General features: G+C 55.3%; 17 protein-coding genes and 1 pseudogene. 13 read left to right on the forward strand and 5 right to left on the reverse strand.

Annotated features, from left to right (window positions below):
- The first annotated feature begins 30 nt into the window (after positions 1–30).
- A complete protein-coding gene (locus ACUY4Q_RS08010) occupies positions 31–285 on the forward strand; it encodes a YkgJ family cysteine cluster protein (RefSeq protein ID WP_458046516.1) in 255 nt (84 codons plus the stop codon).
- On the opposite strand, the gene ACUY4Q_RS08015 is transcribed toward ACUY4Q_RS08010, so the two are convergent.
- Together ACUY4Q_RS08015 and ACUY4Q_RS08020 are read right to left on the reverse strand one after the other, a co-directional pair.
- Entirely contained in the window at positions 257–1345 is a 1089-nt protein-coding gene (locus ACUY4Q_RS08015; protein WP_458046517.1) for a bifunctional transcriptional activator/DNA repair enzyme AdaA, read from the reverse strand. The two genes, ACUY4Q_RS08010 and ACUY4Q_RS08015, sit on opposite strands and share 29 nt — an antisense overlap.
- Complete coding sequence (locus tag ACUY4Q_RS08020; protein ID WP_458046518.1) at positions 1332–2105, reverse strand: isocitrate lyase/PEP mutase family protein; 774 nt, start codon at positions 2103–2105, stop codon at positions 1332–1334. Before ACUY4Q_RS08020 ends, ACUY4Q_RS08015 begins: the two co-directional genes overlap by 14 nt.
- Before the next feature lie 400 nt (positions 2106–2505).
- On the opposite strand from ACUY4Q_RS08020, the gene fruB reads away from it, so the two are divergent.
- The 6 genes and pseudogenes from fruB (at position 2506) to ACUY4Q_RS08050 (ending at position 9763) form a co-directional block, all read left to right on the forward strand.
- On the forward strand, positions 2506–3636 hold the full coding sequence (gene fruB, locus ACUY4Q_RS08025) for a fused PTS fructose transporter subunit IIA/HPr protein (RefSeq protein WP_458046519.1): 1131 nt from the start codon (positions 2506–2508) through the stop codon (positions 3634–3636).
- A complete protein-coding gene (gene fruK / locus ACUY4Q_RS08030) occupies positions 3636–4574 on the forward strand; it encodes a 1-phosphofructokinase (protein ID WP_458046520.1) in 939 nt (312 codons plus the stop codon). Before fruB ends, fruK begins: the two co-directional genes overlap by 1 nt.
- Positions 4575–4589: 15 nt before the next feature.
- Entirely contained in the window at positions 4590–6278 is a 1689-nt protein-coding gene (fruA, locus tag ACUY4Q_RS08035; RefSeq protein WP_458046521.1) for a PTS fructose transporter subunit IIBC, read from the forward strand.
- A gap of 275 nt (positions 6279–6553) precedes the next feature.
- Positions 6554–7494: pseudogene (locus ACUY4Q_RS08040) on the forward strand (pseudouridine kinase).
- Entirely contained in the window at positions 7482–8417 is a 936-nt protein-coding gene (locus ACUY4Q_RS08045) for a pseudouridine-5'-phosphate glycosidase (RefSeq protein ID WP_458046522.1), read from the forward strand. The pseudogene ACUY4Q_RS08040 and the gene ACUY4Q_RS08045 overlap by 13 nt, the downstream one beginning before the upstream one ends.
- 95 nt (positions 8418–8512) lie before the next feature.
- On the forward strand, positions 8513–9763 hold the full coding sequence (locus ACUY4Q_RS08050; RefSeq protein WP_458046523.1) for a NupC/NupG family nucleoside CNT transporter: 1251 nt from the start codon (positions 8513–8515) through the stop codon (positions 9761–9763).
- Between the two features lie 32 nt (positions 9764–9795).
- On the opposite strand, the gene ACUY4Q_RS08055 is transcribed toward ACUY4Q_RS08050, so the two are convergent.
- The 3 genes from ACUY4Q_RS08055 to ACUY4Q_RS08065 form a co-directional block, all read right to left on the reverse strand.
- Positions 9796–10890 carry a sugar kinase gene (locus tag ACUY4Q_RS08055; RefSeq protein WP_458046524.1) on the reverse strand — a complete coding sequence of 365 codons (1095 nt, stop codon included), beginning with the start codon at positions 10888–10890 and terminating at the stop codon, positions 9796–9798.
- Positions 10891–11748: a deoxyribonuclease IV gene (gene nfo, locus ACUY4Q_RS08060; protein WP_458046525.1), complete on the reverse strand. Its 858-nt coding sequence runs from the start codon at positions 11746–11748 to the stop codon at positions 10891–10893.
- Positions 11749–11824: 76 nt separating this feature from the next.
- Positions 11825–12832, reverse strand: a complete 1008-nt coding sequence (locus ACUY4Q_RS08065) for a YeiH family putative sulfate export transporter (protein WP_458047288.1) — start codon at positions 12830–12832, stop codon at positions 11825–11827.
- A 167-nt stretch (positions 12833–12999) separates the two neighbouring features.
- Here ACUY4Q_RS08065 and yieE point away from each other — a divergent pair, with 167 nt between their 5' ends.
- From yieE to ACUY4Q_RS08095, 6 genes are all read left to right on the forward strand, one after another.
- Positions 13000–13866 (forward strand): DNA-binding transcriptional regulator YeiE, encoded by an 867-nt coding sequence (gene yieE / locus ACUY4Q_RS08070; RefSeq protein WP_458046526.1) that lies wholly within the window; start codon positions 13000–13002, stop codon positions 13864–13866.
- A 177-nt stretch (positions 13867–14043) separates the two neighbouring features.
- Positions 14044–14829 carry a transporter substrate-binding domain-containing protein gene (locus ACUY4Q_RS08075; protein WP_458046527.1) on the forward strand — a complete coding sequence of 262 codons (786 nt, stop codon included), beginning with the start codon at positions 14044–14046 and terminating at the stop codon, positions 14827–14829.
- A 9-nt stretch (positions 14830–14838) separates the two neighbouring features.
- Entirely contained in the window at positions 14839–15504 is a 666-nt protein-coding gene (locus ACUY4Q_RS08080) for an amino acid ABC transporter permease (protein WP_458046528.1), read from the forward strand.
- A complete protein-coding gene (locus tag ACUY4Q_RS08085) occupies positions 15504–16160 on the forward strand; it encodes an amino acid ABC transporter permease (protein ID WP_458046529.1) in 657 nt (218 codons plus the stop codon). The genes ACUY4Q_RS08080 and ACUY4Q_RS08085 overlap by 1 nt, the downstream gene beginning before the upstream one ends.
- A complete protein-coding gene (locus tag ACUY4Q_RS08090; RefSeq protein WP_458046530.1) occupies positions 16141–16878 on the forward strand; it encodes an amino acid ABC transporter ATP-binding protein in 738 nt (245 codons plus the stop codon). The genes ACUY4Q_RS08085 and ACUY4Q_RS08090 overlap by 20 nt, the downstream gene beginning before the upstream one ends.
- A 621-nt stretch (positions 16879–17499) precedes the next feature.
- Positions 17500–18969 carry an amino acid permease gene (locus tag ACUY4Q_RS08095; protein WP_458046531.1) on the forward strand — a complete coding sequence of 490 codons (1470 nt, stop codon included), beginning with the start codon at positions 17500–17502 and terminating at the stop codon, positions 18967–18969.
- The last annotated feature ends 95 nt before the right edge of the window (positions 18970–19064 follow it).

The following is a 19064-nucleotide window of genomic DNA, read 5'->3' on the forward strand; positions in this document are numbered from 1 at the left end:
TGGCGGCCAGTCTACTGAAGAGTTGTCATTATGGAATGCCGCCCGGATTGCGGGGCCTGTTGTATTGCCCCCTCTATATCAAGCCCGATCCCCGGGATGCCGCAGGGCAAGCCTGCTAATACCCGCTGCGTCCAGCTGGCAGACGACTTTAAATGCAAAATTTTTACCTCGCCGCTGCGCCCTAAGGTCTGTTCCGGTCTCCAGCCCAGCCGTGAGATGTGTTTTAACCATCGGGATGACGCCATAACTTTTCTTATCACCCTTGAGGAAGAGACGGCCCCTTAGCGAGTGCTGACGGCTGTCGCATCTTTCCTTCGTGTTCAAGCAGCCATTTTTTGCGTGCCACACCGCCGCCATATCCGGTCAATGTGCCATCTTTTCCAATGATTCGGTGACAGGGGATGATAATGGCGATGCGATTCGCGCCCGTTGCGTTCGCCACGGCGCGTACGGCATTGGGGCGCCCCATTTTCCCGGCCAGCATCGCGTAATGCCCGGTGACACCACATTCCACTTCCAGTAGCGCCTGCCAGACAGCGTGCTGAAAGAGAGAGCCTGGGGTATCCAGCGGCACGGTAAAATGCCTACGCGTGCCAAGAAAATACTCGTCGATCTCTTTGATGGCCTGCCGGGTGTGGGCATTCTCCCCGGCAAGGATCCTGGCCTTGCAGAGTCGCTGAAGGTCGCCGAACTCGGTTTCCAGCATTTTTCGGTCGGTAAATTCCAGCAGGCAGATGCCTTTATCGGTCGCGCAGACAAACATCGGCCCCAGCGGTGTAGTGAAACGCTGGATCAGGATCACGCTCGCTAAATCGGTGGGTGGCGCACCGGTCAGCTTTATGAAGGTGTAGCCAAAGCCACTGAGGGAGTCGTAGCCACTGTCGAAAGCGGTTTGCGTCGCGTTACGACCCGATTTCAACGACTGCATGGCTTCATTGACCCGTAGCATGCGCTGGTATGCCTGAAACGTCATACCATGATGCTTGCGAAACCATCGACGCAGCGCTTCGGGGCTTATCTGATGCTCACGCAGGACCTCATCGCTGATTTTTGTTTGTGGGTTGTCACGCAGTAAGGCCAGCGCCCTTTCAACATCCGGCGGTGCAGTGCAGGCATTTTCCGTTGGGCGGCACACCTTGCAGGGGCGAAAACCTGCATCAATGGCTGACTTCATATCGGAATAAAACAGCACATTTTCCCGCTTGGGCTTACGCGCACGACAGGTGGCGATGCAAAATACGCCGGTCGTTTTGACCCCCACGAAAAAGATCCCCGCATAGTCTGAAGCGCGTGCAATAAGTGCCTGGTACCAGGTATTACAAACCGCGTCGTCATTCATCAGCATGGGCAAATACCGCCTTAAAGGATTGGTTTGCCAGAATAGAGGAAAACAGCCTTTGCGACGATGCCTGGCATTGTTGATGAATAAAATTACCCATTGAGATGCGTTTAACGCCCAGAGATGTGAGCGTACTGAAGCCGTGAAGGGCAGGCATGCACATGACGTTCAGCGGCAGCGGTACGGCGTCGACAACCGCGGAAATATCGTCCGGCTGCGTAATGCAGGGGACAAACAGACCGTCAGCACCGTGCGCGGCGTACAGCATTCCTCTGGCAAGTGTCTCTTCGCGCGCATTCTCAAGGCCCAGTAAAAAGCTATCTGTACGGGCATTAATGAACAGGGGGAGATGATTATGGTCGAGTTGCTGACGGCAGGCATGTAACAAGAGAGCAAATTCGTTCGCATCCCGCAGCGTGCGTCTTCCATGCTGAACCAGACTGTCCTCCAGGTTGATCCCGACGACGCCATGTTCAGCCATCGTAAGCACATTGTCTGTTATTTCTTCGGCAGTGCTGCCGTAGCCGTACTCCATGTCAACGGTCAGCGGAAGAGGGCAACAGGCCCGCAGCCGTTGCACCAGATAGCGTAATTCAGCAAAAGAGAGCCCCTCTCCGTCTTCATAACCGTACATGTCAGCAATGGCCGCGCTGGAGGTGCCGATTGCCGTAAAGCCCGCACGTTGGGCAGCCCTGGCGCTGCTAACATCCCAGACGTTGGCAATCAGTAATGGCGTGGGTTGAGTATGTAAATGGCTGAAGTTCATGGTGTTGTGCCTCATTGGGGAGAGGCCATGACAATATAAATAACGCCCTGAGCTCACAACCGAAAAACGGACAGGTATTTTTTTATTTCATCCTCTCTGTCACCCTGGTTCAGGGCCAAAAGGTTAAAACATGATTTCAACGTCAGCATAAAGCTGACGTTTGCTGAACAGATTGCGTGAATCAGGTCAGCCAGCTTCAGCAAAAAATTTACCTCAGGGTGCGAAATGTGCTGTAGATCGAAATTTCGTAATCGAATTTGCGACTTTTCTTGATTGCTGAAGCATTAAGGTCAAGACTTCGTGAAACGTTTCAGCGTCATCTTGTTTTCATCACCCTTCAGGATGGCGCCTTATTTCTCAAGTTAGCTGAAACGATTCAGTTCAGCAGGAGAGGATTCATATGTTCCAGTTATCCGTTCAGGACATTCATCCGGGCCAGCAGGCCGGGAACAAAGAAGAGGCGATTCGCCAGATTGCTGCCGCGCTGACCGAAGCAGGCAATGTAGCCGGTGGCTATGTTGATGGCATGCTGGCACGCGAGCAACAGACCTCGACTTTCCTTGGCAATGGTATTGCTATTCCACACGGCACCACGGATACCCGTGACCAGGTGCTGAAGACCGGTGTGAAAGTCATCCAGTTTCCGCAGGGCATTCTGTGGGGAGAAGGCCAGGTCGCCTATGTAGCTATCGGCATCGCCGCCAGCTCCGATGAACACCTGGGCCTGCTGCGTCAGCTGACCCACGTCCTGAGCGATGATTCCGTAGCCGCACAGCTGCAGTCAGCCACCACCGCTGAAGAGCTGCGTGCCCTGCTGATGGGCGAGCAACAGAGCGCCACGTTGAAACTGGATAACGACACGCTGTCCCTCGACGTAGCCGCCAGCAGCCTGGTGACGCTACAGGCGTTGAACGCCGCTCGCCTGAAAGAAGCGGGCGCGGTGGATGCCATCTATGTTGCACGCTCTATCAACGAGCAGCCGCTGAATCTGGGGCAGGGCATCTGGCTGAACGACAGCGCGCAAGGCAACGTGCAGAGCGCGATTGCAGTCAGCCGTGCGGCAACGCCGTTCACCGCCGACGGTGAATCCGTGGCGCTGCTGGTAAGCGTTGCGATGGCTGATGACCAGCCGATTGCGGTACTGAAACGCCTGAGCGACCTGCTGCTGGCGAAAAAAGCTGACCGACTGCATACCGCTGACGCTGCCACCTTGCTGGCCCTGCTGACCAGCGACGATGCCATCGGTGAAGACCTGCTGACCGCTGAATTTGTAGTGCGTAACGAGCACGGTTTACATGCTCGTCCCGGCACCATGCTGGTCAACACCATTAAACAGTTCAACAGCGACGTGACCGTGACCAACCTTGACGGTTCCGGCAAACCTGCCAACGGTCGCAGCCTGATGAAAGTCGTGGCGCTGGGCGTCAAGAAGGGCCATCGCCTGCGTTTCACTGCGCAAGGTGAAGATGCTGAAGCTGCGCTGAAAGCGATTGGTGATGCCATCGCTGCCGGTCTTGGGGAGGGCGCGTAATGAGCAGACGTGTTGCCACCATTACCCTTAACCCGGCCTATGACCTTGTCGGTTATACCCCGGAAATCGAACGCGGTGAAGTGAACCTGGTTCGCACCACGGGCCTGCATGCTGCTGGTAAAGGCATCAACGTAGCCAAGGTGCTGAAAGACTTAGGCATTGACGTTACCGTGGGCGGTTTCCTCGGTAAAGACAACCAGGACGGTTTCCAGCAGTTGTTCAGCGAACTGGGCATTGCTAACCGCTTCCAGGTGGTGCAGGGCCGTACGCGTATCAACGTGAAACTGACGGAAAAAGACAGCGAAGTGACCGACTTTAACTTCTCTGGCTTTGAAGTGACGCCGGCCGACTGGGAACGCTTTGTGGCTGATTCCCTGACCTGGTTGGGGCAGTTTGACATGGTCTGCGTGAGCGGCAGTTTACCGTCAGGCGTGAGCCCGGAAGCCTTCACCGACTGGATGACCCGTCTGCGTAGCCAGTGCCCGTGCATTATTTTTGACAGCAGCCGTGACGCGCTGGTCGCAGGCCTTAAAGCCGCGCCGTGGCTGGTGAAACCGAACCGCCGTGAACTTGAAATCTGGGCGGGACGTAAATTACCGGATCTGCAGGATGTTATCGAAGCGGCGCATGCGCTTCGTGAGCAAGGCATTGCCCATGTGGTTATTTCACTGGGCGCGGAAGGGGCGTTGTGGGTTAACGCTTCAGGCGAATGGATCGCCAAACCGCCGTCAATGGAAGTGGTAAGCACCGTTGGCGCAGGGGATTCGATGGTTGGCGGTCTGATCTATGGTCTGTTGATGCGAGAGTCCAGTGAACATACGTTGCGCCTGGCAACTGCGGTTGCAGCCCTGGCAGTAAGCCAGAGCAACGTTGGTATTACCGATCGTACCCAGTTAGCCGCGATGATGGCGCGTGTTGACTTAAAACCCTTTCACTAACAGCAGGAGAGCATAATGAAAACGCTGCTGATAATTGATTCTGAACTCGGTCAAGCTCGCGCATATATGGCAAAAAGCCTGTTAGGCGCGGCAGCACAACAAGCGAATTTGCAGTTTATCGACAACCCTGACGAAGCGGAGCTGGCGATCGTTCTGGGCTCGCGCGTACCCGCTGACGCAGCACTGACGGGTAAAAAAGTCTGGCTCGGCGATGTCAATCGCGCCGTGGCGCATCCGGAGCTGTTCTTGAGCGAAGCCAAGAACCACGCTTCTCTCTACACGGCACCGGCTACGGCACCGACTACTGTCGACAACGGTCCAAAACGTATCGTAGCTGTGACCGCGTGCCCGACGGGCGTCGCACACACCTTTATGGCTGCTGAAGCCATTGAAACCGAAGCGAAAAAACGCGGCTGGTGGGTGAAAGTAGAAACCCGTGGCTCCGTGGGCGCAGGCAATGCCATCACCCCGGAAGAAGTCGCCCAGGCTGACCTGGTGATTGTGGCCGCAGACATCGAAGTGGATCTGGCGAAATTCGCGGGTAAACCGATGTACCGCACCACGACTGGCCTGGCGCTGAAGAAAACGGCGCAGGAACTGGACAAAGCCCAGGCGGAAGCGAAAACTTACCAGCCGAGTGGCAACGCGCAGGCGGCCAATGGTGAGAGCAAGAAAGAGAGCGCAGGGGCTTATCGTCACCTGTTGACCGGCGTCTCTTATATGCTGCCGATGGTCGTCGCTGGCGGTCTGTTAATCGCGCTCTCCTTTGCCTTTGGTATTGAGGCTTTCAAAGTCGAAGGCACACTGCCTGCGGCATTGATGAAAATCGGCGGCGGTTCCGCCTTTGCTCTGATGGTGCCGGTGCTGGCTGGCTTTATTGCCTTCTCCATTGCCGACCGTCCTGGTCTGACGCCGGGTCTCATCGGCGGTATGCTGGCAGTGAGCACCGGGTCTGGCTTTATTGGCGGTATTATCGCGGGCTTCCTCGCAGGCTACCTGGCGAAGGGCATCAGCAAAGGTCTGAAGCTGCCGCCGAGCATGGAAGCACTGAAGCCTATTCTGATCATTCCATTGGTCTCAAGCCTGGTCGTTGGTCTGGCGATGATCTACCTGATCGGTACGCCGGTTGCGAAAATCCTTGCGGGCCTGACCACCTGGCTGCAGGGCATGGGTACCGCCAACGCCGTTCTGCTGGGCGCAATTCTCGGCGGCATGATGTGTACCGACATGGGTGGCCCGGTGAACAAAGCGGCATACGCATTTGGCGTAGGCTTGCTGAGTACCCAAACCTATGCGCCGATGGCTGCCATCATGGCCGCAGGCATGGTGCCACCGCTGGCGATGGGTCTGGCAACGATGGTTGCGCGTAAGAAGTTCGATAAAGGGCAGCAGGAAGGGGGCAAAGCCGCACTGGTTCTCGGTCTGTGCTTCATCTCTGAAGGTGCAATTCCGTTTGCCGCCCGTGACCCGATGCGCGTTCTGCCTTGCTGTATCGCAGGGGGCGCGCTGACCGGTGCTATCTCCATGGCGATTGGCGCAAAACTGATGGCACCACACGGTGGTCTGTTCGTTCTGCTTATCCCTGGCGCAATTACCCCGGTTCTGGGTTACCTCTTCGCTATCGTGGCAGGTACATTGCTGGCGGGTCTGGTCTATGCGTTCCTGAAACGTCCGGAAACCGAAGCGGTTGCCAAAGTCGCATAATCACCTCTCTGAATGACGAGGGCCGGGAAACCGGCCCTTTTTTTATTTTGAACCCGCTCTTATATTTCTCTCTTCCTGCGCGTTAATTGGCCAAATTTTGTGATGGTCTTCATATCTATTCCCCTGAGCCGTTTGGGATCTCTTTACTTTATCTTAAACCCGCATACATTAAACACATGTTCACAAGTAAACATGTGCTCTAATTAGGGCGAATTAACCTTTCGACTAATTTAACGATCTCAATGATATGGCATTTTTATGCCAGAGGGCGTTGTATGCAAAAAAAGGATTATATCGTTACCATTGGTTCCGCAAATATGGATGTGGCCGGGTATTCTCATGGTGTATTAAATTACGCTGATTCAAACCCAGGGCGAATAAAATTCACGCCGGGCGGAGTGGGGCGTAATATCGCACATAATCTGGCGTTATTAGGAAAAGAGTCATGGCTACTGACAGCGGTGGGTGATGACTTTTACGGTCAGTCGCTGCTTAATGAAACGCGGCGTTCAGGGGTGCGGGTAAGTAAGTGTCTGGTGGTGCCAGAAGAGAATACGTCGAGCTATTTATCGTTGCTGGATAATACCGGTGAAATGCTGGTTGCTATCAATGATATGAATATTAGCGAATATATATCGGCAAAATTTCTGGCAAAGCACAGTGAATTCATACGTGATGCCGCGGTGATTGTCGTTGATTGTAATGTCAGTGAGAACGCGCTGGCCTGGCTGCTCACTCATGCCGGTGACACCCCGGTTTTTGTTGACCCGGTGTCTGCGTGGAAATGCGTAAAAATCCGCGACCTGCTGCCCCACATACATACCCTGAAACCGAATCGGCTGGAGGCCGAAACCCTGAGCGGCCTGACGCTGGCAGGCCGTGACGATGTTGGCAACGTCGCGCAATGGTTTCACGAGCGCGGTCTGAAACGACTGGTGCTGAGTATGGGCGGCGACGGGGTTTATTACAGTGAGTTGGGAGGGGCGAGTGGATGGTCTTTACCCATCAAAACCCAGGTCATTAACGTCACGGGGGCCGGTGACGCCATGATGGCTGGGCTGGCTGCCTGTTGGGTAGACGGCTTTTCATTTAGTGATGCGGTCCACTTTGCACAGGGGTGTTCCTCAATGGCGCTCGCCTGTGAATATACCAATAACCCCGACTTGTCTTTTGCAAATGTCATTTCTTTAGTGGAGAAACAAAATGTCTGAATTAACACTTTCCTCTGCATTATTAGAAATATCTGCCGAAGTTAAAGACGCGCTGGAAAATAACAAGCCCGTTGTGGCGCTGGAATCCACCATTATTTCTCACGGCATGCCATTCCCGCAAAATGCCGAAACAGCGATAGAGGTCGAAGAAACCATTCGCAAACATGGTGCCGTTCCTGCAACTATCGCCATTATCAAAGGGGTGATGAAAGTCGGGTTATCGAAAGAGGAAATAGAATTATTAGGTCGTGAGGGCCACAGCGTAGCGAAAGTCAGCCGTCGCGATTTACCCTTTATTGTTGCGGCGGGATTAAACGGTGCGACCACCGTCGCCTCTACAATGATTATTGCTGCCCTTGCCGGAATTAAAGTCTTTGCTACCGGCGGTATCGGCGGCGTGCATCGTGGAGCCGAGCACACGTTTGATATTTCCGCTGATTTACAAGAGCTGGCTCATACCAATGTCACCGTGGTTTGTGCGGGTGCGAAATCAATACTCGACCTTGGGCTTACCACCGAATATCTGGAAACCTACGGCGTGCCGTTAATTGGTTATCAGACCACGTCATTGCCCGCCTTTTTCTGTCGCACCAGTCCGTTTGAGGTGAGCATCCGTCTCGATACCCCTCAACAGATTGCCCGCGCGATGGCCGTGAAATGGCAAACCGGCCTGAACGGGGGGCTTGTCGTCGCCAATCCCATCCCGGAGCAGTACGCGATGACCGAAGAGAGTATCAATGCGGCCATCGACAGAGCGGTGGCGGAAGCCGACGCCCAGGGCGTGGTGGGCAAAGCGAGCACGCCGTTCCTGCTGGCCCGCGTGGCTGAACTGACAGGCGGGGACAGTCTGAAATCCAATATTCAACTGGTCTTCAACAATGCCGTGCTGGCGTGTGAGATAGCGAAGGAATATCAACGCCTCGCATAACACCGATCCGGGCAGAGAGCGGTCGCCCGTCACATTATCAGACACAACAAAACCTGGCGGATCCGCCGGGTTTCCTGGCATGAAGGGAAATCATTATGGACATAATGAGAAGTGTTCTGGGGATGGTGGTCTTACTGGCCATCGCGTTTCTGCTGTCCGTTAACAAAAAACGTATCAGCTTAAGAACGGTAGGGGCGGCATTGTTGCTGCAAATCGCGATTGGCGGCGTCATGCTGTACTTCCCCCCCGGCAAATGGCTGGTCGAGCAGGCGGCACTCGGCGTGCATAAGGTGATGTCCTACAGCGATGCGGGCAGCGCCTTTATTTTCGGTTCGCTGGTCGGGCCAAAAATGGATGTCCTGTTTGACGGTGCAGGTTTTATTTTTGCCTTCCGTGTCCTGCCTGCCATCATTTTCGTCACCGCGCTGATAAGCCTGCTCTATTACATCGGCGTGATGGGACTGCTGATTCGGATTCTGGGCGGGATTTTCCAGAAAGCATTGAAGATCAGTAAGATTGAATCTTTTGTCGCGGTGACTACCATTTTTCTCGGGCAGAACGAAATCCCGGCGATCGTCAAACCATTCATCAACAAGCTTAATCGCAACGAACTCTTTACCGCTATCTGTAGCGGGATGGCGTCCATTGCCGGTTCGATGATGATTGGCTATGCCGGTATGGGCGTGCCGATTGACTACCTGCTGGCTGCCTCATTAATGGCGATTCCCGGCGGCATCCTGTTTGCGCGTATGCTGAGCCCGGCAACCGAGGACTCGCAGGTCACCTTCGAAAATCTCTCTTTCACTGACACGCCGCCAAAAAGCATTATCGAAGCGGCGGCCAGCGGCGCCATGACCGGGCTGAAGATCGCCGCAGGTGTTGCAACGGTGGTCATGGCCTTTGTGGCAATCATTGCCATGCTGAACGGGATTATTGGCGGCATCGGTGGCTGGTTTGGTTATGGTCAGGCCTCGCTTGAGGGGATCTTTGGTTACGCGCTGGCACCGCTTGCGTGGATCATGGGGGTGGACTGGAGTGATGCGACCCTTGCCGGTAGCCTGATTGGGCAGAAACTGGCCATTAACGAATTCGTGGCCTATCTCAACTTTTCACCATACCTGCAAGCGGCTGGCACGCTGGATGTGAAGACCATCGCCATCATCTCATTTGCGCTCTGCGGCTTTGCCAATTTTGGATCGATTGGCGTCGTGGTAGGTGCGTTTTCGGCCATTGCGCCGCAGCGTGCGCCAGAAATCGCCCAGCTTGGCCTGCGTGCGCTGGCGGCGGCCACGCTCTCAAACCTGATGAGCGCGACCATTGCCGGGTTCTTTATTGGATTAGCGTAGCCGCATCACTATGGAAGAGAGGCGGCCCTGCTTCAGGTCAGTGAGGCCTGAAGCAGGGAAAGCGCATTTTCAGCAGACAGAGCCGGGTTATTGATGCTGACGCTGGCGCGGGAAATGGCGGCGCAGGCCATGGCGAAGTGGGCGCATTCTTTAAAATCTCCCCCATCCATAAAGCTGTAGACCAGCCCTGCCATAAACGCATCATCCGCACCAAAGCGGTCAACGACCTGATGATCCGGTGACGCAATCAGATGCTGCTCACCCTCACGTTTACTGCAAAAGACCGAATCGTCGTCGAGGCAGACAAAAATACGCTGAACGCCCTGTTCGTGCAGGGAGGCTACCGCCGCGAATTTGTCGGCTTCCCGGCGAATAGGCTGCCCCCAGAGTATTTGCAGCTCTTTGAGCGTCGGCTTCAGGGTGTGAATACGTGACAGCCAGGGGCGAATTTTATCCGCTTTAAACTCAGAAACCGTATCCACAAACACCGGAAGATGACCGGCCATCGTGAAAATCCACTCCAGCGCCTCTTCCGTCAGGTTGCAGTCCGCCACCACGACGCCCGCATGCAGTACCAAATCCCGTGAGTTATTGAGTAACTGCGGCGTCAACTGCTGCAAAATATGGGTATCGTTAATCGCCAGAACCGTCTCTTCCTGCTGGTTAGCAACGGAAAGATAGGTCGAGGTATTGTGCCCGTGCAGGCGCAGGCAGCTCTCAACATTCACCCCGGCAACACGGGTTTGTTCCAGCAGCGTTTCACCGTAGAAGTCATCACCAACGGCTGAAATCAGATGCACATCGCGCCCAAGCAGGGCCAGATTGTGCGCCACATTGCGCGCCACGCCGCCTGCCGAGCAGTGAATGCTGCCTGGGTTAGAGGCCGACTGCGGATAATGGATATCAGCGGTACCGCGAATATCCATGTTAATCGCGCCAAAGGCAACGCAGTAATCCTGCTCGGTAAGAATATAGCCTTTACCTTTAATCAGCCCCTTGCGCATCAAATCCATGATATGGGCCGCAACCCGCGAGCGGCTTATTTGCAGAATATCGCCAATTTCATTTTGTTGAATCAGCGGGTTACTGCGCAGGATTTTAAGTATCTGCTTTTCCCTCTCATTCATTTACGCGGCTGCCTCTTGATGTTGCTGCGCTTTAAGCCAGGCAATTTCTTCTGCCCAGATATCCGGGTTAATGGTTTCCAGAATCAGTGGAATACCGTCGAAACGGTTGTCCTGCATGATCCAGCGAAAAGCGTCATGACCGATGTTGCCTTCGCCGAGGCTATGGTGGCGGTCGACACGGCTGGCAAACTGGCTTTTCGCATCATTGAGGTGCATCCCTCGCAGATACTGAAAACCGACCACGCGATCGAACTCAGCGAAGACGTCAGCTGTGGTTTCAGCACTGCGTAAATCGTAACCGGCTGCGAAGGCATGACAGGTATCAATACAGACGCCGACGCGGGATTTATCTTCCACGCCCTCAATGATAGCCGCGAGATGTTCAAAGCGAAAACCGAGGTTGCTGCCCTGACCGGCAGTATTTTCAATCACCGCCGTCACACCGCGCGTTTTATCCAGCGCGATATTGAGGGACTCGGCAATACGCGCCAGGCAAGCGTCTTCACTGATTTGCAGCAGATGACTGCCAGGATGGAAGTTCAGCAACGTCAGCCCCAGTTGTTCGCAGCGCTGCATCTCATCCAGGAATGCGTCACGGGATTTCTCCAGCGCCTCCTGGACCGGATGTCCGAGGTTTATCAGGTAGCTGTCGTGCGGCAGGATCTGGCCCGGTTGAAAATGGTATTTCTCGCAGGCGGCTTTGAAATTATCAATCACCTCAGCCGTCAACGGGGCGGCCCGCCACTGACGTTGATTTTTAGTGAACAGGGCAAATGCGGTGGCATCAATTTCAGCGGCACGGATTGCGGCATTTGCGAGGCCGCCAGCGGCGCTGACGTGCGCTCCAATGTATTTCATGAAAAACTCCTGTTAAACCCGCCAGGGGAAAGCAATCCTCTATCATAGCGGGTAAACAGGGGGGAGATGTATGGGTTTATGCCATCACATGGTGGACCAGCAGATTTATGGCCCCGCCGCCTACTATCAGCCAGACAAATAACACCAGCGCCATCAGCAGCGGTTTCGCCCCTGCGCGTTTGAGCGCACTAATGTGAGTGGTTAATCCCAATGCGGCCATTGCCATGGCAAGGACAATCGTGTCGAGGGTGACCAACGTGTTCACTACCCCCTGCGGCAGCAGGTGGAAAGAGTTGAAGATCGCCACGACGATAAAAAACAGGGCGAACCAGGGTATCGTGATTTTGCTCTTCTGCGCCGCATTCGTCGGGGCCAGCGCTTTTACCCGCATGGCCAGAACGATCAGAAAGGGGGCCAGCATCATCACGCGCAGCATTTTCGCAATGACCGCCGCGTTTTCCGCTTCCGGGCTGATAGCGTGACCGGCAGCCACCACCTGCGCCACTTCATGCATGGTCGACCCCATATAAATACCGTAGGTTTCCGGGCTAAACAGCGTGCTCAGTAGCGGGTAAATGGCCGGATACAAAAAGATGGCCAGCGTGCCGTAAATCACCACCGTTGCGACGGCGACCGCCACTTTCGACGATTCGGCCTTCACCACCGGTTCGGTCGCCAGAACGGCCGCCGCCCCGCAGATGCTACTGCCCGCACCAATCAGCCAGCTAGTCTGACGATCAAGTCCAAACACTTTCTGCCCCAGCCAGCAGGCCAGCATAAACGTTGAACTTAAGGTCAGTACGTCAATGACGATGCCGCTCACACCCACGTCAGCAATTTGCGTAAACGTCAGGCGAAAGCCATACAGAATAATCCCCAGACGCAGTAAATAGTGTTTTGCGAAGCGCACGCCCTCGTCGCAGGTCTCAGTGAGGCGCGGGTACAAGGTATTGCCGATCAGGATGCCGAACAGGATAGCCAGCGTCAGCGCACTCATCCCGGCGTGAGCCAGTGGCGGCCAGGCGCCCGCCCACAATGCCACTCCTGCCACCAGTGCGCTGAGTGCCAGACCAGGTAACAGCATGCCTGCCTTAATACGCTGTAAATTCAGGTGTTGTGTGATTTCGCTCATAACCTTCTCCTTTCTCTGGAGAAAAGAGTACGGCGCGATGGTTTAAAGGTAAAATTGATTATATATTTATAATCAATCTTTATAAGTGGTAAGGGCGACTTACCAGGGGATAGCAGGATATGCATATCACACTCCGGCAACTGGAAGTGTTTGCCGAGGTTTTGAAAAGCGGGTCAACGACCCAGGCGTCGCAGAGACTGGCGCTCTCTCAGTCGGCGGTCAGTGCCGCCTTGACCGATCTTGAGGGGCAGCTTGGGGTGCAGCTTTTTGATCGTGTCGGCAAACGGCTGGTGGTGAATGAGCACGGGCGTCTGCTTTACCCGCGCGCGCTGGCGCTGCTTGAACAAGCCATCGAAATTGAGCAACTGTTCCGTGAAGACAACGGGGCGATTCGTGTTTATGCCAGCAGCACCATCGGCAACTACATTCTGCCGGAGGTGATTGCCCGCTATCGCCGCGACCTGCCGGACTTGCCGCTGGATATGAGCGTCGGCAACAGTCAGGATGTTATTAATGCGGTGGCGGATTTTCGCGTCGATATCGGTTTAATAGAAGGCCCATGCCACACCGCTGAAATCATCGCTGAACCCTGGCTGGAAGATGAGCTGGTGGTGTTTGCGCCGCCGGATTCCCCGCTGTTGCAGGGTGACGTGACCCTGGCCCGGCTGGCGGCTGCGCCCTGGATCCTGCGTGAACGGGGTTCCGGTACCCGGGAGATTGTCGATTATCTGCTGCTCTCCCATCTGCCTGAGTTTCATCTCGGCATGGAGCTGGGCAATTCCGAAGCCATTAAACATGCGGTGCGCCATGGGTTGGGGATCAGCTGTTTATCGCGCCGGGTGATTGCTGAACAACTGGAGGCCGGGTCGCTGGTGGAAGTCCCCATCCCGCTGCCACGTCTGGTGCGCACGCTCTGGCGCATTCATCACCGTCAAAAGCACCTGTCCAGCGCACTTCAACGCTTTGTGCGTTACTGCGACATCTGAGCGCACCAAAACGGCGCACCTGCACCACGCTGGCGTGCAGGCGTCTGTATCACTGCAGGCTATAACGCCGTTTCATCACTGTTAGCCCGCCATATCCCCGGTTTCTCTCGTTGGCACATTAGTTGCAGATTGTTAATCAAAGAATCTTTTGTTTCATGATGCGATAAGGTGATGACGATGAAAAAGTGGATGATGGCCGCAACGGGTGCAGCATTGATGTTCTCTTCGATGGGCGCGGTGCTCGCCGATCAATTACAGGATATTCAAAAGCGCGGCGTGCTGCGTGTGGCGGTACCCCAGGATTTTCCGCCGTTTGGCTCGGTGGCGACCGACCTTAAACCGCAGGGTTACGACATTGATATGGCGGAATACCTGGCCAAAGGCATGAAGGTGAAAGTGGAGCTGGTGCCAGTGACCAGTGCCAATCGCGTTCCTTACCTGCAGACCAATAAAGTGGATTTGGTGATTTCCAGCCTCGGTAAAAACGCGGAGCGCGAAAGGGTCATCGACTTCAGCCGCGCCTATGCGCCGTTCTTCCTTGGCGTATTTGGCCCCAAAGACGCCTCGCTTGCCGATGCCAACGCCCTGAGCGGTAAATCGGTGGGCGTCACGCGCGGTGCCGTCGAGGACATGGTCCTGACCGACCTGGTGCCGAAAGATGCGCAACTAAAGCGCTATGAAGATAACAACACCACCATTTCTGCTTATCTTTCCGGGCAGGTGCAGTATCTGGCGACCGGTAACGTCGTGGTTGCGGCCATCGCACGCCAGAACCCATCGCAAGCGCCGGTGAGCAAATTTATGCTCAAAGATTCACCCTGTTACATCGGCCTGAAGAAAAATGAACCGGCGTTGAAAGCGGAAGTGGACAAGCTGGTCGCGCAGGCGCTGAAAGAGGGCACGCTGAACACCTTCTCCCAAAAATGGATGCAGGCACCGTTGCCGGCTAATTTCGGCGCATAAGGGTCTGGCATGACGACAACCCTTGATTTTGCTGCCCTCTGGCCCTTCTGGCCGCAGCTGCTGGCGGGGCTGTGGACCACGGTCACGCTGACCACCGTGGCGACCCTCGGTGGGGTGTCGCTCGGGATCATCGGCGCGGCGCTACGCAGTGGTAAACCCACGCTCATCAGCCATCTCTGGGGGGCGTATGTGGAGCTGATCCGTAACACCCCTTTCGTGGTGCAGCTTTTTTTCATTGTGTTTGGCCTGCCGGGGCTTGGCCTCAAGCTCACGGCAGGGCAGGCGGCGCTGATTGCCATGTTGATAAATCTGGGCGCCTACAGCACCGAAATTATCCGCGCCGGTATTCAGGTCGCGCCAAAAGGCCAGTGGGAAGCGGCGAGGGTGCTGGGATTAACGAAAGTGCAGACCTTTATACGGGTGATCCTTCCCCCGGCGCTGGGGCGGATTTACCCGGCGCTGGTGAGTCAATGCATCATCGTGATGCTGGGATCATCGGTGGTGTCGCAGGTCTCCTATGAAGAGCTGACCTTTATGGCGAACCTGATTCAGTCTCGCACTTTTTTGAGTTTTGAAGTCTATCTGGTCACCACGCTGCTGTACCTTGCGCTCTCATTGCTGATGCGTCAGGTGCTGCTGGCCGCCGGGCGCAAGTGGTTAGGGAGTGAACACTGATGAGCACATTTACCGACTGGGATATTCTGCGCAACCTGCTGCTGGCCGCGCGCTGGACGCTGCTGCTCTCTCTGATTGCCTTTATTTGCGGCACCCTGGTGACTTTGCCTCTGCTGGTGCTGCGCATCAGCCGTTGGGTGTGGCCGAAACGCCTTATTGCGACCTACGCCGCCGTGTTTCAGGGCACACCGCTGTTGATGCAGCTCTTCCTGGCGTTCTTTGGTCTCGCGCTGTTTGGCATTGATGTCAGCCCCTGGACGGCGGCCACGCTGGCACTGACCTTATTCACCAGCGCCTTTTTGCTCGACATCTGGTACGGCAGCATCAAAGCGTTACCAAAGGGGCAGTGGGAGGCGTGCCGTTGCCTGGGGTTAAGCTTCGGTCAGACGCTGTTTCGTGTCATTGCGCCCCAGGCAATACGTATTGCCATCGCCCCGACGGTGGGCTTCTCCGTGCAGGTGGTGAAGGGGACAGCCCTGGCGTCCATTATTGGATTTGTTGAACTCACCAAGGCGGGCACCATGCTCAATAACGTTACCTTTGCACCCTTTAAAGTGTTTGGCCTGGTCGCGCTGGGCTATTTCCTGATGTGTTACCCGCTGTCGCGTTACAGCCGTTACCTGGAGAAGAAATTCCATGCCGCTCATCACCATTAATGACGTGCAAAAATATTACGGCGACAACCATGTGCTGAAGGGCGTCAGTCTGGATATCGAAATGGGCGAAGTGGTGTCGATTATCGGGCGCAGCGGCTCGGGTAAAAGCACGTTGCTGCGCTGCATGAACGGCCTGGAAGGTTACCAGGACGGCAGCATCAAGCTCGGTGGCATGACGGTGACGGACAGAGATTCGCAAGCCCGTGAAATCAGTCGTTCTGTCGGGATGGTGTTTCAGAGCTTCAACCTGTTTCCTCATATGACCGCGCTGGAAAACGTGATGCTGGCCCCGCGCCGGGTGCTGAAATTGCCTGCTGACGAGTGCCGCCAGTTGGCAAAAGAGATGCTGGAGAAGGTCGGGTTAGGTGAGCGTATGGGCTATTATCCATCAAGTCTCTCCGGGGGGCAGCAGCAACGCGTGGCGATTGCCCGCGCGCTGGCGATGAAACCGAAAGTGCTGTTGTGCGACGAAATTACCTCGGCACTGGACCCGGAACTGGTGGGGGAGGTATTGCGCGTGCTGGAGCAGCTTGCCGCCGAGGGCATGACGCTGATTCTGGTGACCCATGAGATGAGTTTTGCCCGGGAAGTGGGCGACAGAGTGGTGTTTATGCATCAGGGAAAAGTCTGGGAGCAGGGAGAGAGCAAGTCATTCTTTAACCAGCCGAGAACGCCTGAGTTGCAGCAGTTTATTGCATCAGTGAGGGGGTTGAATTAGCTCTTTATTTCGCTAACTTTCTCCCTTGAGGGCTGAGGGATCCCCACAAAATAATACGAGCACGGACAGTCCCCTCTCCTCTTTGGGGAGAGGGCAAGGGTGAGGGGAAACATGCGGCTCTGATGGTCATTCCGTTCACCTTATGTTCCTTGCTTTTCTATAATGCCAGAACCCGTGAACGTGCCAGGGCGGTTCACCGCCACCGCCCTGGCGACCCGGGCTCCCGGCCAGGAAAATCGCCGCTGGCGCGGTCCACTTAGCGTATTCCTTCAGGCTTATCGGGGACGGGCGAAGGTAACGTCCGTGTAAAGTCGCCCTCGCCGCGCATCCCTGCGCGTCGCCCCGGCCTTACGGATACGCTTCGTCGATTTTCAGCCGGACCCAGTCATCGCGGTGACTGTTATATTCTCATGGCGCAGCGTTATCGCTGTAAAACGTAATAATACGTGGGGGCTCAGCCGCAAAGAGGCGAGGGAGCTGTTTTGTGCAGTCTTTGACCCTGCCTTACTTATAATCCATCCGCTATCATGAAGGTCTCTAATAAGAGGTTTTTTGTGCCGGATTGAAGCCTTTTCGTTTGCTACAATCGCCCCTCATTTTTTGGATGGATAGCATTTTCTTATGGTTTCCGAAACTAAAACCACACAAGCGCCCACGCTACGCCGTGAACTCAAGGCGCGTCACCTGACGATGATCGCCATTGGCGGTTCCATCGGTACAGGGCTGTTTGTCGCATCAGGGGCGACGATTTCTGCGGCCGGCCCAGGCGGCGCACTGTTCTCTTATATTCTTATCGGTCTGATGGTCTATTTCCTGATGACCAGCCTCGGCGAGCTGGCGGCTTATATGCCGGTTTCGGGCTCGTTCGCAACCTACGGACAGAACTACGTAGAAGAAGGCTTTGGCTTCGCGCTGGGCTGGAACTACTGGTACAACTGGGCGGTCACCATCGCCGTTGACCTTGTGGCCTCACAACTGGTGATGACCTGGTGGTTCCCGGACACGCCGGGCTGGATCTGGAGCGCCCTGTTCCTGTGCGTCATCTTCCTGCTGAACTACATCTCGGTAAAAGGATTTGGGGAAGCGGAGTACTGGTTCTCACTGATTAAGGTGGCGACCGTCATCATCTTCATCGTGGTGGGCATCATGATGATTGTCGGCATCTTTAAAGGTGCGCAGCCGGTGGGCTGGAGTAACTGGACGACCGGTGACGCACCCTTTGCGGGCGGCCTGTCGGCGATGATCGGCGTGGCGATGATTGTTGGCTTCTCCTTCCAGGGCACCGAGCTGATTGGTATCGCGGCGGGGGAGTCCGAAGACCCGGAGAAGAATATTCCGCGCGCGGTGCGCCAGGTCTTCTGGCGTATCCTGCTGTTCTATGTCTTCGCGATTCTGATTATCAGCCTGATCATTCCTTATACCGATCCGAGCCTGCTGCGTAATGACGTGAAAGACATCAGCGTCAGTCCGTTCACCCTGGTGTTCCAGCATGCCGGTCTGCTCTCTGCGGCGGCGATCATGAACGCCGTCATCCTGACAGCGGTTCTCTCTGCCGGTAACTCGGGTATGTACGCCTCGACCCGTATGCTTTACACCCTGGCCTGCGATGGCAAAGCCCCGCGCATTTTCGCCAAACTGTCGAAAGGCGGTGTACCACGCAACGCGCTCTACGCCACCACGGTGATTGCCGGGCTGTGCTTCCTGACCTCAATGTTTGGCAACCAGACGGTTTACCTGTGGCTGCTGAACACCTCCGGTATGACAGGCTTTATTGCCTGGCTGGGGATTGCTATCAGCCACTATCGCTTCCGTCGCGGTTATGTTCTGCAGGGCAATGACCTCAACAATCTGCCGTACCGTTCAGGTTTCTTCCCGCTGGGGCCGATTTTCGCCTTCGTGCTGTGCCTCATCATTACCCTTGGTCAGAACTATGAAGCCTTCCTGGCCGACACCATTGACTGGGGTGGCGTCGCCGCAACCTATATTGGTATCCCGCTGTTCCTGATTATCTGGTTCGGTTACAAGTTCTCTAAAGGCACCCATTTTGTCAGCTACAAAGACATGGTGTTCCCGGAGCGCTTTAAGAAGTAACCCCTTGTTTACGACTTTTGCATAACAAAAAAGCCAGTGGATTAATTACCCACTGGCTTTTTTGTTATAAGTAAAATATGAACAGATAATAAACT

The sequence above is a fragment of the Phytobacter cepae genome, from assembly GCF_054165735.1.

Excerpts from the sequence above, each read along its gene's own strand:
- yieE (WP_458046526.1), top strand. The coding sequence starts at position 13,000 with ATGCATATCACACTCCGGCAACTGGAAGTGTTTGCCGAGGTTTTGAAA.
- ACUY4Q_RS08065 (WP_458047288.1), bottom strand. The coding sequence starts at position 12,832 with ATGCTGTTACCTGGTCTGGCACTCAGCGCACTGGTGGCAGGAGTGGCA.
- ACUY4Q_RS08085 (WP_458046529.1), top strand. The coding sequence starts at position 15,504 with ATGAGCACATTTACCGACTGGGATATTCTGCGCAACCTGCTGCTGGCC.
- ACUY4Q_RS08045 (WP_458046522.1), top strand. The coding sequence starts at position 7,482 with ATGTCTGAATTAACACTTTCCTCTGCATTATTAGAAATATCTGCCGAA.
- ACUY4Q_RS08095 (WP_458046531.1), top strand. The coding sequence starts at position 17,500 with ATGGTTTCCGAAACTAAAACCACACAAGCGCCCACGCTACGCCGTGAA.
- fruB (WP_458046519.1), top strand. The coding sequence starts at position 2,506 with ATGTTCCAGTTATCCGTTCAGGACATTCATCCGGGCCAGCAGGCCGGG.
- ACUY4Q_RS08090 (WP_458046530.1), top strand. The coding sequence starts at position 16,141 with ATGCCGCTCATCACCATTAATGACGTGCAAAAATATTACGGCGACAAC.
- ACUY4Q_RS08080 (WP_458046528.1), top strand. The coding sequence starts at position 14,839 with ATGACGACAACCCTTGATTTTGCTGCCCTCTGGCCCTTCTGGCCGCAG.
- ACUY4Q_RS08075 (WP_458046527.1), top strand. The coding sequence starts at position 14,044 with ATGAAAAAGTGGATGATGGCCGCAACGGGTGCAGCATTGATGTTCTCT.
- ACUY4Q_RS08010 (WP_458046516.1), top strand. The coding sequence starts at position 31 with ATGGAATGCCGCCCGGATTGCGGGGCCTGTTGTATTGCCCCCTCTATA.
- ACUY4Q_RS08055 (WP_458046524.1), bottom strand. The coding sequence starts at position 10,890 with ATGAATGAGAGGGAAAAGCAGATACTTAAAATCCTGCGCAGTAACCCG.
- fruA (WP_458046521.1), top strand. The coding sequence starts at position 4,590 with ATGAAAACGCTGCTGATAATTGATTCTGAACTCGGTCAAGCTCGCGCA.
- ACUY4Q_RS08050 (WP_458046523.1), top strand. The coding sequence starts at position 8,513 with ATGGACATAATGAGAAGTGTTCTGGGGATGGTGGTCTTACTGGCCATC.
- nfo (WP_458046525.1), bottom strand. The coding sequence starts at position 11,748 with ATGAAATACATTGGAGCGCACGTCAGCGCCGCTGGCGGCCTCGCAAAT.
- fruK (WP_458046520.1), top strand. The coding sequence starts at position 3,636 with ATGAGCAGACGTGTTGCCACCATTACCCTTAACCCGGCCTATGACCTT.
- ACUY4Q_RS08015 (WP_458046517.1), bottom strand. The coding sequence starts at position 1,345 with ATGCTGATGAATGACGACGCGGTTTGTAATACCTGGTACCAGGCACTT.
- ACUY4Q_RS08020 (WP_458046518.1), bottom strand. The coding sequence starts at position 2,105 with ATGAACTTCAGCCATTTACATACTCAACCCACGCCATTACTGATTGCC.